The organism is Nioella sediminis (assembly GCF_001879695.1).
In the GTDB taxonomy this organism is placed as follows: domain Bacteria; phylum Pseudomonadota; class Alphaproteobacteria; order Rhodobacterales; family Rhodobacteraceae; genus Nioella; species Nioella sediminis.
In genome coordinates this window covers 1-15,758 of record NZ_MNBL01000118.1, presented here as the reverse complement: position 1 = coordinate 15,758, position 15,758 = coordinate 1, and the positions used below count along the sequence as shown (strand labels likewise).

Annotated in this window: 18 protein-coding genes; 8 read left to right on the top strand and 10 right to left on the bottom strand. The window is 63.7% G+C overall.

What is annotated here, in order from left to right:
- Positions 1-88 precede the first annotated feature (88 nt).
- Entirely contained in the window at positions 89-643 is a 555-nt protein-coding gene (gene dalA / locus BKY26_RS14920; RefSeq protein ID WP_071691189.1) for a divisome-associated lipoprotein DalA, read from the top strand.
- A 7-nt stretch (positions 644-650) separates the two neighbouring features.
- On the opposite strand, the gene BKY26_RS14915 is transcribed toward dalA, so the two are convergent.
- Genes BKY26_RS14915 through arsC form a run of 6 tightly spaced genes read right to left on the bottom strand, consistent with a single transcriptional unit; the run spans position 651 to position 4,950 of the window.
- On the bottom strand, positions 651-1,136 hold the full coding sequence (locus BKY26_RS14915; RefSeq protein WP_071691188.1) for a L,D-transpeptidase family protein: 486 nt from the start codon (positions 1,134-1,136) through the stop codon (positions 651-653).
- Between the two features lie 57 nt (positions 1,137-1,193).
- Positions 1,194-2,063 carry an SDR family oxidoreductase gene (locus BKY26_RS14910; protein WP_071691187.1) on the bottom strand — a complete coding sequence of 290 codons (870 nt, stop codon included), beginning with the start codon at positions 2,061-2,063 and terminating at the stop codon, positions 1,194-1,196.
- Positions 2,060-3,091 carry a tRNA epoxyqueuosine(34) reductase QueG gene (queG, locus tag BKY26_RS14905; protein ID WP_131541889.1) on the bottom strand — a complete coding sequence of 344 codons (1,032 nt, stop codon included), beginning with the start codon at positions 3,089-3,091 and terminating at the stop codon, positions 2,060-2,062. The genes BKY26_RS14910 and queG overlap by 4 nt, the downstream gene beginning before the upstream one ends.
- Entirely contained in the window at positions 3,088-3,753 is a 666-nt protein-coding gene (fzlA, locus tag BKY26_RS14900) for an FtsZ-binding protein FzlA (RefSeq protein ID WP_071691186.1), read from the bottom strand. Before fzlA ends, queG begins: the two co-directional genes overlap by 4 nt.
- A gap of 53 nt (positions 3,754-3,806) precedes the next feature.
- Positions 3,807-4,568, bottom strand: coding sequence for a monofunctional biosynthetic peptidoglycan transglycosylase (gene mtgA, locus BKY26_RS14895; RefSeq protein ID WP_071691185.1), 762 nt, complete (start codon positions 4,566-4,568; stop codon positions 3,807-3,809).
- 31 nt (positions 4,569-4,599) lie between these two features.
- Positions 4,600-4,950: an arsenate reductase (glutaredoxin) gene (gene arsC, locus BKY26_RS14890; RefSeq protein WP_071691184.1), complete on the bottom strand. Its 351-nt coding sequence runs from the start codon at positions 4,948-4,950 to the stop codon at positions 4,600-4,602.
- Positions 4,951-5,058: 108 nt separating this feature from the next.
- Between arsC and ade the strand changes: the two genes are divergently transcribed.
- The 3 genes from ade to BKY26_RS14875 all read left to right on the top strand — a co-directional run bounded on the left by ade (position 5,059) and on the right by BKY26_RS14875 (position 8,770).
- Positions 5,059-6,867 carry an adenine deaminase gene (gene ade / locus BKY26_RS14885; RefSeq protein ID WP_071691183.1) on the top strand — a complete coding sequence of 603 codons (1,809 nt, stop codon included), beginning with the start codon at positions 5,059-5,061 and terminating at the stop codon, positions 6,865-6,867.
- Entirely contained in the window at positions 6,864-8,348 is a 1,485-nt protein-coding gene (locus BKY26_RS14880; RefSeq protein WP_071691182.1) for an AMP nucleosidase, read from the top strand. Before ade ends, BKY26_RS14880 begins: the two co-directional genes overlap by 4 nt.
- A gap of 131 nt (positions 8,349-8,479) precedes the next feature.
- Positions 8,480-8,770 carry an HU family DNA-binding protein gene (locus BKY26_RS14875; protein ID WP_071691181.1) on the top strand — a complete coding sequence of 97 codons (291 nt, stop codon included), beginning with the start codon at positions 8,480-8,482 and terminating at the stop codon, positions 8,768-8,770.
- A 55-nt stretch (positions 8,771-8,825) separates the two neighbouring features.
- Here BKY26_RS14875 and BKY26_RS14870 read toward each other — a convergent pair whose 3' ends face one another.
- Positions 8,826-9,440: a glutathione S-transferase family protein gene (locus BKY26_RS14870; protein WP_071691180.1), complete on the bottom strand. Its 615-nt coding sequence runs from the start codon at positions 9,438-9,440 to the stop codon at positions 8,826-8,828.
- 78 nt (positions 9,441-9,518) lie between these two features.
- Between BKY26_RS14870 and BKY26_RS14865 the strand changes: the two genes are divergently transcribed.
- The 4 genes from BKY26_RS14865 (at position 9,519) to BKY26_RS14850 (ending at position 12,338) form a co-directional block, all read left to right on the top strand.
- A complete protein-coding gene (locus tag BKY26_RS14865) occupies positions 9,519-10,205 on the top strand; it encodes a helix-turn-helix transcriptional regulator (protein WP_071691179.1) in 687 nt (228 codons plus the stop codon).
- 55 nt (positions 10,206-10,260) lie between these two features.
- Positions 10,261-11,139, top strand: a complete 879-nt coding sequence (locus tag BKY26_RS14860) for a DMT family transporter (RefSeq protein WP_071691178.1) — start codon at positions 10,261-10,263, stop codon at positions 11,137-11,139.
- 68 nt (positions 11,140-11,207) lie between these two features.
- A complete protein-coding gene (locus BKY26_RS14855) occupies positions 11,208-11,927 on the top strand; it encodes a cytochrome c biogenesis CcdA family protein (RefSeq protein WP_321184875.1) in 720 nt (239 codons plus the stop codon).
- 12 nt (positions 11,928-11,939) lie between these two features.
- Positions 11,940-12,338 (top strand): thioredoxin family protein, encoded by a 399-nt coding sequence (locus tag BKY26_RS14850; protein WP_071691177.1) that lies wholly within the window; start codon positions 11,940-11,942, stop codon positions 12,336-12,338.
- A 6-nt stretch (positions 12,339-12,344) separates the two neighbouring features.
- Here BKY26_RS14850 and BKY26_RS20520 read toward each other — a convergent pair whose 3' ends face one another.
- The 3 genes from BKY26_RS20520 to BKY26_RS20810 all read right to left on the bottom strand — a co-directional run bounded on the left by BKY26_RS20520 (position 12,345) and on the right by BKY26_RS20810 (position 15,493).
- Entirely contained in the window at positions 12,345-13,016 is a 672-nt protein-coding gene (locus BKY26_RS20520) for a hypothetical protein (RefSeq protein ID WP_211267999.1), read from the bottom strand.
- Positions 13,017-13,125: 109 nt separating this feature from the next.
- The gene (gene aroC, locus BKY26_RS14840) at positions 13,126-14,226 is read right to left on the bottom strand and encodes a chorismate synthase (RefSeq protein WP_071691175.1); all 1,101 of its coding nucleotides are present in this window, start codon (positions 14,224-14,226) and stop codon (positions 13,126-13,128) included.
- Positions 14,227-14,293: 67 nt separating this feature from the next.
- Positions 14,294-15,493, bottom strand: a complete 1,200-nt coding sequence (locus tag BKY26_RS20810) for a flavin monoamine oxidase family protein (RefSeq protein WP_071691174.1) — start codon at positions 15,491-15,493, stop codon at positions 14,294-14,296.
- Between the last annotated feature and the right edge of the window lie 265 nt (positions 15,494-15,758).

The following is a 15,758-nucleotide window of genomic DNA, read 5'->3' as shown; positions in this document are numbered from 1 at the left end:
CGCAGATTTGCGCCTGTTGTGTTTGATCGGAGGGGGCCGGGACGCTATTGATCTGGACAACCAAAGATGAACAGGCGCGAACCCACCCATGCTGCGACGCACTTTTCTGATGACGACGGCCCTCGGCTCGCTTTCGGCTTGCATGGGCACCACCAGCCCCCGGCTTGGGGCGGATGGGCGCCCGTTGCCGACGGTCTATCGAATCAACCCGCGAGACGAGGCCGAAATCCAGTTTCGGGTGCTGGACAGCGTCAACGCCCTGCGCCGCGCGGCAGGTGCCCCTGATCTGACGCTGAACGCGGAACTGAACGCCGCCGCTGCTACCCATTCACGGGATATGAGCCTGCAGAACCGTCCCTGGCATTTCGGGTCGGACGGATCCTCTCCCATCGACCGGGCACAGCGGGCGGGCTATCAGGGGCGGCTTCTGGGCGAAAACATCTCGGAAACCTACGAATCAGAGCTGGAAACCGTTGCCGCCTGGATGCAGCAGGCTGATACCCGCGACGTGATCACCGACCCCGATGCGCGTCATCTGGGCTTTGCCTTCTACCAGGAAGAGGCGGGCAAGATCTGGTGGACCATGGTCACCGGCGATGGCGGCACGACCGGTCAGGGCCTGCCTGCGAATCGCAGCAGTTAAGCGGCATTTACGGATAGATGTCGATGGGCGTGCCCAACCGCACCATCGAATAGACCTCACGCATCTCTCGATTGGAAATGGCGATACAACCGGCGGTCCAGTCATCGCCCCGGCGGAACGGGTTCGGCGTGCCGTGGATGAAGATATCGCCGCCGGGGCTTTCACCCAGCGCCTCTGCCTCGGCGATATCCTCTTCGTTCGGGTAGGAAATGCCGATCGACAGGTAGAACTCGCTGTTCGGATTACGCCGGTCGATGATGTAGCTGCCTTCGGGTGTGCGCCCGTCGCCTTCCACCTGCTTGTCCCCTACGGGGGCAAAGCCAAGCTCCATCTCATATTCGCGCAGCACTTCACCGTGATGCATCAGGATCAGTTGGCGGGCGCTTTTGTTGACGATGATCCGCGTCACCTCCGGCCCGTCATATGTGGGGAACCGGCTGCACCCGGTGACGGCGAAAACCGCCAGCAAGAGAATCGCCAAAAGACTGCGCATGGGTCTCGCCTCAAACCTGATTTGCGGCACCCTAGCAGATGCCGCGCGCCCCCGGAATCAGCCTTTCGCCTGCTCGGCGGCAAAGAGCGCATCGAGCCCCGCGCGATAGGTCGGGTAACGTAGCTTCACCCCAAGCTCTCGCTTCATCAGGCTGTTATCGACGCGCTTCGATTCCGCGTAAAAGCTGCGGGCCATGGGCGTCAGATCCGCCTCTTCAAACGGCACGGCAGGGGGCAGATCGACGTCAAGCAATTCCGCCGCATAGGTCAGCACGTCCTGCGGAGGTGCGGGGTCGTCATCGCAGATATTGTAGATCGCACCGGGACGCGGCCGTTTCATCGAGGCCATCAGCGCCTGCGCGATATCCTCCACATGGATGCGGCTGAACACCTGCCCCTCCTTGATGATCCGCCGCGCCGTGCCGTTCCTGACCTTGGCGAACGGCCCGCGCCCCGGCCCGTAGATGCCCGGCAGGCGGAAGATATGCAGCGGAAGGCCCTTCAGCCGGTATAGCTCGTTCCATTCCATCTCGGTCTGCACCCGCGCGCGCCCTCGCTTTGTGGCCGGGGTCAGCGGTGCGGTTTCATCCACCCATCCGCCCTGATGGTCACCGTAGACGCCCGTGGTGGACAGGTATCCGACCCATTGAAAGCTGTTCGCCAAGTCCTCGAACACCGGGCGCAGGTGCTTCAGAACCGGATCGGCCCCGTCCTCCGGTCCCGCCGTGATCAGGACATGAGTCGCCTTTTCCAAATCGGGGCGCATATCGGTGCCGGGGAAAACACGCGGATAGATCGAGGTTTTGCCCAGAATCTCCGCCTTCTGCGGGGATCGTGTGGTGCCAATGACGCTGCCCGCCGGATAGGGCCGCATTTCCCGCACCAGCGTGGCCGCCGAGTAGCCCATGCCGAAAATCACCAGTTTCATCGCAACCTCTCCACCGCCCACCGGGCCGCATCGGCAACCGTCGGGTCCTCATCTTCCGTAAGGGCCTGCGCTGCCGCCCTCATCCTCGCGTCGCCACTGTTCCCAATCGCATAAAGCACATTGCGCACGAACCGCCCGCGTCCGATCCGCTTGATCGGCGACCCGCTGAACATGGCGCGAAACGCGGTGTCATCAAGCCCCGCGAGATCGGCGAGTTTCGGGCTTTGCAGCTCTGGCCGCCCGGCATAGCGCATCTCGGTCGCGGCCACGGCGAATTTGTTCCACGGGCACACGGCAAGACAATCGTCACAGCCATAGATGCGGTTGCCCATCAGCGGGCGTAGTTCCAGCTCCACCGGGCCGTGATGTTCAATGGTCAGGTAGGAAATGCAGCGGCGCGCGTCCAACTGAAAGGGCGCGGGGAAGGCCCCGGTCGGGCAGATATCGAGGCAGGCGGTGCAATTACCGCAATGATCGCGCTCGGGTGCATCGGGTTCCAGCTCCACAGTCGTAAATATCGAGCCCAGGAAAAACCAGTTCCCCAGATCGCGCGCCAACAGGTTCGTATGCTTGCCCTGCCAGCCAAGGCCCGACGCCTGCCCAAGCGGCTTTTCCATCACCGGGGCAGTATCGACAAAGACCTTGATCGCCTCACCCGGCGCCTGATCCAGCAGCCAGCGACCCACCCGCTTCAGGCGCTTCTTGACCAGATCATGATAATCGCGGTTCTGCGCATAGACGCTGATCGTGGCACAATCGCGCTGTTCCAACGCCTTCAGCGGGTCCGCCTCGGGCGTATAGGGTTCGGCCAGCATGATGACCGACCGCGCCTCGGGCCACAGTTCGGCAGGGTTTCCGCGCCAGTGCATCCGCTCGGCCATCCAGCCCATCTGGCCATGACGACCCGCATCCACAAACGCAGCCAACCGCCCGGCGGCCTCCGGGATCGCATCCGGACGACACACACGCATCTTTGCAAAGCCCTCTTCCAGGGCCTTCGCCTCCAGCGCCGGTTTCAGCCCGGTCAAAAGTCCAGGTTCGCGTAATGGGGCGGCTGGATGAAACCGGGGATCTGGTCGGCCAGGATCGACCGGAAGGCCGGGCGCGACTTGATCTTGGCGTACCAATCCTTGACCACGGCGGACCGGTTCCAATCCACGTCCGAGATATAGTCGAGACAGGACAGATGCGCCGCAGCGGTGAAATCGGCCAGCGTCAGGCTGTCGCCCGCCAGCCACCGCCGGTGATCCAGCAGCCATGTCATGTAATCGAGGTGAAACTTGATCTTCTGCGCCCCGGTCTTCACGGCTTTGCCGTCCGGATAGCCCCCGCGCATCACCTTCTTGTTCACGCGCTCATAGACAAGGTTCGCCGTCACCTCGTGGTGGAACTTGTCGTCGAACCAGAAACATAGCCGGCGCACCTCGGCCCGTGCCGCCGGATCGCGGGGCATCAAGGCGGGCTCGGGGTTGGTTTCCTCGATATACTCGCAGATCGCCTGACTTTCGGTCAGCAGCATCCCGTCGATCTTCAGGATCGGCACCTTGGCCGCCGGGTTGCGGCGCAGAAACTCGCCCGAGGGTTCCCAGTACCGTTCGTCGATCAGCTCCACATCGATCTTCTTCTCGGCCAGAACCAGCCGGACCTTGCGGCAGAAGGGGGAGAGGGCGAAGTGGTAGAGGCGGGTCATGATCTGCTCTTTTTTGGCTTATCCCCTCTCTTTGCCTTGGGGCGAGGCCAATTTCAACGCGCAAAACAGGCGTCACGGCCATCCGCGCGTATCGTTGCCGCCCCGTCGGCGATCCGGGCTGCCCGTTCGCGCAAAGCCGCCGAAGGGGAGGAGGCCGAGCGTTCGCGCGGGTTTGGCAGAACGGCGGCCAGTCGCGCGGCCTGCGTCGGGTTCAGATCGGCGGCGGAGATGCCGAAATAGTGCTGCGCGGCGGCCTCGGCCCCAAAGATGCCCTCGTCGAACTCGACGATGTTCAGGTAGACCTCCAACACCCGGCGCTTTGTCCAGATCAGCTCCATCACCGGTGTCATTACCCCTTCCAGCGCCTTGCGCGCCCAGGACCGGCCCTGCCACAGAAAGGCGTTCTTCACCACCTGCTGGCTGATCGTGGACCCGCCGCGCGACATGCCTTCGGCAATCGCGGCGCGGATCGCGTCCATATCGAACCCCGCATGCAGGCAGAAATTCGCATCCTCGGCGGCCACCACGGCCCGCGCCAGATGCGGTGAGATGTCCTCGATTGGTCGCCAGACCTGCAACACCTCGCCCAGCCGCGCCCGTTCGCTCAGCATATAAGGCGTGGTGGGCGGAGCCACGACGGCATAAAGCGCGATCCACGCCGTCGCCAGAACGGCAACCAGCAGCGCCCCCCGAAACAGCCAGCGCAGCAAGAACCGAAGCAATGGTCGCCGTTTTGCCTTGCGTGGTGTTCGGGTCAATCGCGTCTCCTGCCTTCTTCTTGGTCCAAATACTCCCGCCGGAGGCGTCCGCGCCATCCGCCAGCGCCCCGACAAAAGCAGGACGCAGTCAGACCTTGTCCAGCACCTCATGCACCCGTTCCGGCGGACGGCAGATTGCCGCCTGATCCCCCACCACGACAATGGGCCGTTCCACAAGGACCGGATGGGTGATCATAGCGGCCATAATCGTGGCGTCATCCGCCTTGGCCAGCCCGAGCTCTGGCGCCGGGTCCTGTTTCAGGCGCAGCGCGTCGCGTGGCGCGATACCGGCCTTGGTAAACAGGTCGCTCAGAACCGCCTCGGTCCAGCCGGTTTTCAGGTATTCCACAATCTCGGGCTCCACCCCGGCGGCGCGGATCAGCTCCAGCGTCTGGCGCGACTTGCTACACCTTGGGTTGTAGTAGATCGTGACACGCATCTTCGGCCTCCAGTTCGGTCCCGCGCACCGTAGGCCGGAAGCAACCGATTGAAAACCTGTCATGAAAATGTGGCTTGAAGCCGGAAAAAACCGGTGCCAGATTGGAGCATGGAAAAACAATCTTCATTCAAATCATGGGCCGAATCTGCGGCCCGACTCGTGGCCATCGCGGCTGGGCGTGAACCAGCCGATCTGGTTCTGCGCAATCTGAAACTCGTCAATGTTCAAAGCCGAGAGGTGCTGGACGGCTGGCAAGTGGCGGTGGCCGATGGCCGTTTCGCCTATGTCGGCCCGGATGCCAGCCATTGCATCGGCGCGGGCACAGAAGTGGTCGATGGCGGCGGGCGCTACCTGATTCCCGGCCTTTGTGACGGGCATATGCATATCGAATCGGGCATGCTGACGCCCGCCGAATTCGCCCGCGCGGTCATCCCCCATGGCACCACCACCATGTTCACCGATCCGCACGAGATCGCCAACGTGATGGGGCTGGAAGGCGTGCGGCTGATGCATGACGAGGCGCTGATGCAGCCCGTCAACATCTACACCCAGATGCCCTCCTGCGCGCCGTCAGCGCCGGGGCTGGAGACGACGGGCTATGAAATCGGGCCAGAGGATGTGGCCGAGGCGATGACATGGCCCGGCATCATCGGGCTGGGCGAGATGATGAATTTCCCCGGCGTGGTGAATGGTGATCCGCAGATGCTGGCGGAGATGGCCGCGACGATGAACGCAGGCAAGACCGTGGGCGGCCACTATGCCAGCCCCGACCGTGGCCCCGCCTTCCACGCCTACGCGGCGGGCGGGCCTGCGGACGATCACGAAGGCACCCGCGAAAGCGACGCGATTGATCGCGTTCGGCAAGGGATGCGGTCGATGCTGCGGCTCGGTTCTGCCTGGTATGACGTGGAAAGCCAGATCACGGCGGTCACGGAAAAGGGGCTCGACCCGCGCAACTTCATCCTGTGCACCGACGATTGCCATTCCGGCACGCTGGTCCATGACGGGCACATGAACCGCGTCTTGCGCCACGCCATCGCCTGCGGCTGCGATCCGCTGGTGGCGCTGCAAATGTGCACCGTGAACACGGCAACGCATTTCGGGCTGGAGCGGGAACTGGGCTCCATCGCGCCGGGCCGCCGGGCAGACATGATCCTTACGAGCGACCTGAAGGCGCTGCCGATCGAGGTCGTCTATGGCCGGGGCGTGAAGCTGGCCGAGAACGGCGAAATCCTTGTCGATTGCCCGCATCTCGACTGGCCCGCTAAGGCGCGCAACACCGTGCATCTGGGCAAGGACCTGACCGCGCAGGATTTCGAAATCGAAGCGCCCAAGGGTGCCAATTCCGCCCATGTCAAAGTCATCGGCGTCGTCGAAAACCAGGCCCCGACCGAGGCGCTGACCGCTGAATTGCCGGTCGTCGATGGGTTGGTCGAGGGCGAAGGCGATGTCTGCCAGATCGCCCTTGTCGAACGGCATCAGGCCACCGGCGGCGTGGTCAATGCGTTCGTCTCCGGCTTTGGCTACAAGGGCCCGATGGCCATGGCCTCCACCGTGGCCCATGACAGCCACCACATCATCGTGGTGGGCACCGACCGGGACAACATGGCCAAGGCCGCGATGCGGCTGGCCGAGGTCGGCGGCGGCGTCACCGTCTTCAAGGACGGGGAAGAAATCGCCCTGGTCGAATTGCCCATTGCCGGGCTGATGAGCGACGATCTCGCCTCTCGCGTGGCCGACAAGGCACAGGGCATCGTGGCGGCCATGGCCGAGTGTGGATGTACGCTAAACAACGCCTATATGCAGCATTCGCTGCTGGCGCTCGTGGTCATTCCCAGCCTCAGGATTTCCGATCTCGGGTTGGTGGACGTGACCACGTTCGAGCTGACCTCTCTTTTCGTGGAGGGCGACCAATGACCCCCGTTTCCCAACAGCTTCCCCTTGAAACCCCGCAAGAGGCCGAACCGCGCTATTTCTCCGATCCGGGCGAGGCGGTGGACCATCTGCAAAAGCTCTATGCGGATGCGACAAGCTTCCTTCAGGCCCGGTTTTCCGAAGTGGTCGAGTCCGGCATGCCCGACCGCCGCTATCGCGCCTTCTATCCCGAGATCAGGATCACAACGACCAGCTACGGTCATGTCGATAGCCGCCTGTCCTTTGGGCACGTCGCTGAACCCGGCACCTATGCCACCACGGTCACGCGGCCCGACCTGTTCCAGCACTACCTGACCCAACAGATCAAACTGCTGATCGACAATCACGGTGTTCCGGTCTGTATCTGCGCCTCTCAAACGCCGATCCCGGTGCATTTCGCGGTGCTGAACGACGCCGACATCCAAATCCCCCATGACGGGGCCATGTCCTTCCCTTTGCGCGATGTGTTCGACGTGCCTGATCTGGGCACGACCAATGACGACATCGTCAATGGCTATGGCTTCAAGAACGAGGACGGATCGGGCGCGCTGGCCCCCTTCACCGCGCAGCGGGTGGATTACTCGCTGGCACGGCTGTCGCATTACACCGCCACGGGGCCGGAGCATTTTCAGAACCATGTCCTGTTCACCAACTACCAGTTCTATGTCGAGGAATTCGTGGCCTATGGGCGGCAGATGCTGGCGGATGCAGACAGCGGTTACACGGCCCTGGTGGGTCCAGGAAATGACGTGATCACCGAACCCGACCATCAGCTGAACACGCCCGCGAAGCTGCCGCAGATGCCCACCTATCACCTCAAGCGCAAAGGCGGCGGCGGCATCACCCTGGTCAATATCGGGGTGGGGCCGTCCAACGCCAAAACCGCGACCGACCATATCGCCGTGCTGCGCCCGCATGTCTGGCTGATGGTGGGCCATTGCGCAGGGCTGCGGAACAGCCAAAGCCTAGGGGATTTCGTGCTCGCCCATGCCTATCTGCGCGAAGATCACGTGTTGGACGATGACCTTCCGGTCTGGGTGCCGATCCCGGCACTGGCCGAGGTCCAGATCGCGCTGGAAGGCGCGGTGGCGGATGTCGCCGAAGTGTCCGGGTTCGAGCTGAAGAAGATCATGCGCACCGGCACCGTCGCCACCATCGACAACCGCAACTGGGAGTTGCGCGACCAGTCCGGCCCTGTGCAGCGCCTCAGCCAGTCCCGCGCCATCGCGCTGGATATGGAAAGCGCCACCATCGCCGCCAACGGGTTCCGCTTCCGGGTGCCCTATGGAACGCTCCTTTGCGTATCGGACAAGCCCCTGCATGGCGAGTTGAAGCTGCCCGGCATGGCCAGCGCCTTCTATAAAACGCAGGTGTCGCGGCATCTTCTGATCGGAATCCGCGCCATGGAAACGCTGCGGGAAATGCCGCTGGAACGGCTCCACAGCCGGAAATTGCGCAGTTTCGAGGAGACGGCCTTCCTGTGACGCTGGGGAATTTGCCCCAAAATGCTTGTTTTTTGAGGAAATGGCACACTAGTCATTGTGTGCCCCTACAATATTCGGGTAGCTTTCCCGCAACGAGCCCCATGGGTTCGGGCAGTTAAGGAGAACAGAACATGGCACAAAAGCCCATGACCAAGACCCAGCTTGTTGCAGCCCTTGCCGAAGAGATGGGCAGCGACAAGAAAGCTGCTTCCGCAGCGCTCGACGCAGTGACCGCCGTCGTGTCCAAAGAAGTCGCCGCTGGCGGCGCCGTGACCCTTCCCGGTATCGGCAAAGTGTATTGCCGCGAACGCCCCGAGCGTATGGTGCGCAACCCTGCCACGGGTGAGCAGATCAAGAAAGAGGCCGACAAGGTGGTCAAGGTGACCATTGCGAAGGCTCTGAAGGACAGCGTCAACGGCTAATCGCCGGACCGTTCCAACAGAATTGGGCCGCCTTTTCGGGCGGCCCTTTTTCGTTTCAGGCGGTCGCCGCCATCAGTTCCGCGTCATAGGCCAATGCCGCCTGCATGGCCGGGCGATTGGCGCAGCGCGCAACCCAACCCTGAATGTCCGGACTGTCGGGCATCAGTTGCGGCAGGGTGCTGAACGTGGAAGCGATGATCAGGTCGGCAATCGTGAAGTCATCGCCCATCAGATAGCTGTTCCCCTTCAGCGCGTCGGCCAGCCGTTCCGTGGCCTCGGGCAGACCCCGGAACGTGGTGGTCAGCACCGGGTGCTCCAGCTCGCATAGGGTCAGTACGATCACCGGTTCCAGAACGCCGCTATACCATGACAGCCAGCTCAGGAACGGGCCGCGATCCGCTGCGCCGATGGGGCGGGCCAGCCCGGCCTCCGGGGCCAGCTCTGACAGGTACAGCGCGATGGCCAACGATTCCCGGATCACCGCGCCGTCATGCACCAGCAGCGGCACCTTGCCCTCTGGGTGCGGGTTCTTCGGGTCACGCCCGCCGCTGCCATCCGTGCGGGAAACGGTCACCGGTTCAATCTGAACCCGGTCCTGAAGGCCAAGGTCATGGATCAGCGCAACGATCCGCGTCGAGCGGCTGAAAGGGGCGTGGTAAAGCGTCAGCAAGGAAGAGATCCTTTGTCTTGAGTTGTTGAATGACCCGTATATGCTCCCCCCATCCTGTCAGTTTCCGTCAGGAGCGTCATGCCCCGCACCGACCGCCTGTTTCGCCTGCTGCACCTGTTGCGCAGCCTGCCCCCGCCCGTCACCGCAGCACGGCTGGCCGAGGAAACCGGCGTGTCCGAGCGCACGCTCTACCGTGACATCGACAGCCTGCGCGCGGCAGGTGCGTTGATCGACGGCGAGGCCGGCTATGGCTACCGTCTCACCGAAGACCCCGCCGTGCCGCCGCAGATGTTCGACCGGCACGAGGTCGAGGCGCTTGTCCTGGGACTGGCGGAGGTCAGTGCATTCGGCGACACCGCCCTGGCGGACGCCGCAGACCGGGCGCTGGCCAAGATCACCGCGCGCTTGCCGGAACGGGTCGCGCAGCAGGCCGCCCACGCGGTCAGCATGGTCTATCGTTTCCGACCGTCCGCCCGCGCGTCGGAACTGCTGGAACCGCTGCGTCAGGCATCGTGGGCCGAGCGTGCAGTCGACATCACCTACTGCGATCGGTTGGGCGCCAGAACGCACCGCCGTATCTGGCCCCTTTCCATCATCTTCCTCGAACCGCGCCAGTTCGTCCTTGCATGGTGTTGCCTGCGTCAGGGCTTTCGAAAGTTCGACCCCGAACAGATCGAAAGCCTGACAGAAACAGACGACTCCTTCCGCCCGCACCGGGTGCGCCTGCTGCGTGACTATGTGGACCAACTGCGGAATGGGGGCTGACCTTTCCCGCGTCGCGGGATAAGGCAGTTAACAGGGCAAGAAACGGAGACACGGCATGGATCTGCGCGCAATCGGCATGGGGCTGGCTTTCGCCCTGATCTGGTCTTCGGCCTTCTCCTCGGCGCGTATCATCGTGGCCGCCGCCCCGCCACTGACGGCGCTGGCGATCCGCTTTGCCATCTCCGGTGCAATCGGCGTCCTGATCGCCCGCGCGCTGGGTCAGAACTGGCAACTGAACCGCGCCCAGTGGCGCTCGGTCATCATCTTCGGCATCTGCCAGAACGCGCTCTATCTTGGCCTTAATTTCGTGGCCATGCAGTGGATCGAGGCCTCTCTGGCCGCCATCATTGCCTCGTCCATGCCGCTGATCGTGGCCGCAGCGAACTGGGCCATCTTCCGTGAAAAGCTGCCGGTCATGGGTGTGCTTGGGCTCATGGCGGGCTTTGGCGGTGTCGCACTGATCATGGCGCAGCGGCTGACCGGTGGGGTCGATCCGCTTGGCGTCGCGCTGTGCATCGTCGGCGCCATCGCACTGGCCGTCGCCACGCTGACCGTGACCGGCGCATCCTCTGGCAAGAGCAGCGGGGCCAGCGTGCTGATGATCGTGGGTCTTCAGATGCTGGTGGGCGGCGCGGCGCTGGTGCCCTTCGCGCTGGCCCTGGAAAGCTGGGTGGTGGACTGGTCCTGGCAGCTGATCGTTGCCTTCATCTACACCTGTTTCGCCCCCGGCCTGCTGGCCACCTGGATCTGGTTTCTGCTGGTGCAACGCATCGGGGCCACGCGCGGCGCGACCTTCCATTTCCTCAACCCGTTCTTCGGGGTGGCAATCGCAGCTGTGATCCTGGGCGAGCGCCTGGGTTGGGCCGATATCCTCGGCGTCACGATCATCGCGGCGGGCATTCTGGCGGTGCAACTGGCCCGCGCCGCCCGCTGACGTCACTGTGATGCCCGCTCACGCAGGCGTCAGATGACATTACAGCGCGTCCGCGCCAGAACAGGCGCATGTTGGAACTTGTCTTTGCCTATGGCGCGGGTCTTCTGACCCTCATCAACCCCTGCGTTCTGCCGGTGCTGCCCATCGTGCTGGCGGGCTCCTTGCAGGCCAGCCGGTTCGGCCCGCTGGCGCTGGCGGGGGGCATGAGCCTGTCTTTCGTGGCGCTCGGCCTGACTGTCGCATTGGCCGGAAGAGCCGTTGGCATTGATGAACAAGCCATAGGGCAGGCGGGCGCGGTTCTGATGATCGCCTTTGGCCTTGTCCTGCTGATCCCGCGCTTTTCCGCCGCCTTCGCCACCGCAACTGCAGGCGTGTCCGCCGGAGCGGACAGCCAGATGTCCAGCTTGAATGGCCGCGACGGCTGGCAGGGGCAGGCCATTGGCGGTGCGCTGCTTGGCGCGGTCTGGTCGCCTTGCGTTGGCCCAACCCTCGGTGGCGCCATCGCGCTGGCCAGTGCCGGTGAACAAATCGGTCGCGCAGCGGCGATCATGGTGTTCTTTGCCCTTGGCGTATCCACCATCATCCTCGCCCTTGGCTATGGCGCGCGGTCCTTTTTCCAGCGTCGCCGAGCGCTGATGCAGGCCATCGCCGAACGATCCCGCCCGCTGCTTGGCGGCATTTTCATCCTCGTCGGCACCGCGATCCTGCTGCGCTGGCACCATGCAATCGAAATCTGGCTGCTCGATATCCTGCCCTACTGGCTGCAGGATCTCTCGGTAGCCCTGTAAGGGAGAAACCTGATGAACCGACGCGAGCTATTGATCATGTCCGGAGCCACGCTGTTACTGGCGGGCCGTGCCGGGGCCAGCAATATCGACTATACGCCCGGCCTTGTGCAGCAGCGCCTTGCCGCCGGCGAAACGCTGTTCGTCGATTTCTTCGCGCCCTGGTGCGGGACCTGCCGCACCCAGGAACGCCATGTCGAGGCGATCCGCGCCGAGAACCCCGCCTATGACGCGGCAATGAGCTTCATTCGCGTGGATTGGGATACCTATGGGCGAGGCGAACTGGCCCAAAGCCTCGATATCCCGCGCCGGTCGACCCTGGTCGTGCTACGTGGCGACGCCGAACTGGGCCGCATCGTTGCGGGCACCAGCCGCTCGGAGATTCAGTCACTGATGGATCTGGGGCTCAGCTGACCCGTCTCAGACGTCAGAGGGGTCGTTGGTCGATGTCACGGCGACATTGTCCACGGCCCAGCTTTCGTCATGGACACTCTGGTTCAGGGTAGACCCGAAGCCGACACTCATCGACGGGCCGGGGTCGGTCACTTCCACCCGGACGGTAAAGCTCTGATCGGACCAACTGGAACTATAGCCGATATGCCCACGGTCGCCGGACGGCTCGACCGTGACGTTGTAGTTGCCATCCGAGGTTGTCCAGCTGCCTGTCACCCCGTCCGACTGCCAATTGAAGTTGTGGGAACTGATCGGGTTGCCATCCACGAACATGATGAATTCTTCATTGTCCCAGCTGTCGATGGCATGCAGGTCGAATTCGATCACCGCAGCATCATAGCCCGACATCAGGTCATAGGTCCGGGTCACGATCTCGGCCCCGCCGCTGCCGCCATAGGGGCCCAGAAGCCCGCCATAGGCCGCGTCCGAGCCATCGGTCACGCCGCCGAACCAGAACCCTGCTCCGTCCTCGAAATCGTCGAAATAACTCTGCCGCGCAAAGCTGGAATTCACGATCTGTCCACGAAGGGTCGCGTCGATGTCACCAGCCAGGTTCTCGATGCCCGCCGACGTGGAATTCAGCACCGCAATGCCGACGCCCACGACGCCCGCGCTCAGCACCACGTAATCCGTGGTCACTGCGCCCGATTCAGATCTGAAAAACTCCTTCAGCATACGCTGAACTCTCCGCTGGCAGTCACGTGAACCCCACGGCTATCAACGGAGAATGGAGAAATTAGGGGCAAATTTAGCCGATCTGCCCCCGGTTTGCCCCATTCTGGCCACGATGCAGCAACACGTGATCCAGCAAGACGCAAGCCGCCATCGCCTCGGCCACCGGAACCGCCCGAATGCCAACGCAAGGGTCATGGCGACCTTTTGTAATGATTTCAGTCTCTTCGCCCGACTTGGTGATGGTCTTGCGCGTCGTCAGAATCGACGAGGTCGGCTTGACCGAAAACCGCACCACCACATCCTGCCCGGTGGAAATTCCGCCCAGAATGCCCCCTGCATGGTTCGAGCCATAGACCGGCCCTTCTGGCCCCATGCGAATCTCATCCGCATTCTCGCTGCCGGTCAGGCAGGCCGCGTTCATGCCCTCGCCGATCTCGACGCCCTTCACGGCATTGATCGACATCATCGCGGCCGCCAGGTCGGTGTCGAGCTTGCCATAGATCGGCGCGCCAAGGCCCGCGGGCATCCCCCGCACCGTCACCTCGATCACCGCGCCGACACTGTCGCCGGTCTTGCGCAGCCCATCGAGATACGCGGCCCAATCCGCTGCGGCCCCGGCATCAGGCGTCCAGAACGGGTTGCGCTCGATCTCATCCCAGTCGAACCGATCCCGGTCGATCCCATGCGGCCCCATCTGCACCATGTAGCCGGTAATCGACAACCCCGGCACAAGCTGCTTCAGCGCCTCGCGCGCCACGCCGCCCGCCGCCACCCGCGCCGCCGTTTCCCGCGCCGAAGATCGCCCGCCGCCGCGATAATCGCGGATGCCGTATTTCTGCCAATAGGTGATATCCGCATGTCCGGGCCGGAACTTCTCGGCAATATCGCCGTAATCCTTCGACCGCTGATCGGTGTTGCGGATCATCAGCTGGATGGGCGTGCCGGTGCTGACACCCTCGAAGACGCCTGACAGAATCTCCACCTGATCGGGTTCGCGTCGCTGCGTGGTGAACTTGTTCTGCCCGGGCTTGCGCTTGTCCAGCCAGTGCTGCAACGCCTCGGCCTCCACCGGCACCCCCGGCGGGCAGCCATCCACCGTCGCGCCCAGCGCGGGCCCGTGGCTTTCGCCCCAGGTGGTGACTCGAAAAAGATGGCCAAAGCTGTTCATGGACATGGGGGCGCTCCGTTTCCTCGCCCCCGGTTAGCGCGAGCAGCCCCGGAATCCAAGGCTCATATGGCCGCTAAAGCCCATAAGCCCGCTCCAGAACCGCCAGCGCCGCACCAACCAACGCGTCATCATCCTGCCCCGCCAGCTCCCGCGCCGCATCGGCCCCGTTGAACCCCAGCAGAATCGGCTCGCCCAGAACCGGCAACAGGTTGAGCCACTGGTTGAACTGCCCGCGCGGCAGCCCGGTATCAGCGGTCACGATCCAGGTCGGATCGCCCTCCCAGAACGGTGCGTCGAATTGCAGGTAGAGCTTGTCCAGCACCCCCATGCCAAGCGATGCAATGGCCTCTTGCTTGGTGTCCGGCAAGGCCGGGTCAAAGACAATCCGACCTGCCTGCAAGACACCCAGGGGCACGGTGACAACAACCGCATCGTGCCGCGCCTCTGTGCCATCGGCAAACCCCAGCCGGATGCCCCCGCCCAGCGTCACCCGCTGCACCACATGGCCGGTCAGCAGCGTGTAGTCCCCGGCCAGTTCCGGCACCAGCCGGTCATATCCCTCGGCGATGACCGCCTCTGCGCCGCCATAATCGGTCGGGGCGCGAAACGCGGCAAGGTTGATCTGGTCCCGCCTTGCCCCGGCATTGTGCTGGATCGAGATGACCTCCTCCAGCCAGTCCGGCACCTCCTCCGCGTCCAGCAACGCCCCGCCGCTCAGCCGAAAGACAATCTCTTCATCGGTCTCGACCAATGTCGCGCCAGCATCCTCCGCCAGACCGACAAGCGGATTGTTCTCCATCCCGTGAATCCAGCTCGCCCCAAGGTCCAGCGGCACCCCGAGGCTGCGGTCCGTCCATAGCCGCCCGCCAATCCGGTCGCGCGCCTCGTAGATCGTCACGTCATAGTCCAGATCGGCAAGCATCTGCGCCGTGCGCAGCCCGGCAATGCCCGCCCCGATCACGGCAATATCCCCGTGATCTTCCTCCTCGATGGCCTCGACCGCATGGCCCGCCGATTCATAGGCCGCGTGAACGGTGCTGCCGTAATCCGGGTTTGCGGCCTCCCCGGCAAAAAATATCCGTCCCGCCACCGGTTCCGCCAGCCTGCGATGCGCGGCGCGAAACAGCCCGCGCGGTGTGTAGGAGTAAGACCCGAAGCAGAACGGATCGCGGCTCCAGTTCGTCCGCAGATAGCCGGTCAGCCGCGCTCCGCTGGCCATCCCCCGATCCATCGGCAGAAACGTCCCGGCGACGCCCGCCGCAACCGCTGCCAATACGTCCCGTCTTTGCACGCTACCCCCCAAAATCGGCTCGCCGGAATTCTGCGTTACCCTCGCGCATCGCGCAATACGGCCCCTTCATCTTGGCCAAAATACCTCCGCCGGAGGCGTCCTGACCTTCCGGTCGGCACCCGGTCAGATCGGCGCACTGCCCCATCCGATTTTCCGTGGCAACGCGGCCCGAGGAGGGCTCCGAAGGAGCCTGACGAGGGCCGCCCCCCGGTCGACGCGCCCCAGCGCGGCGAAACCGCTTTCCGTA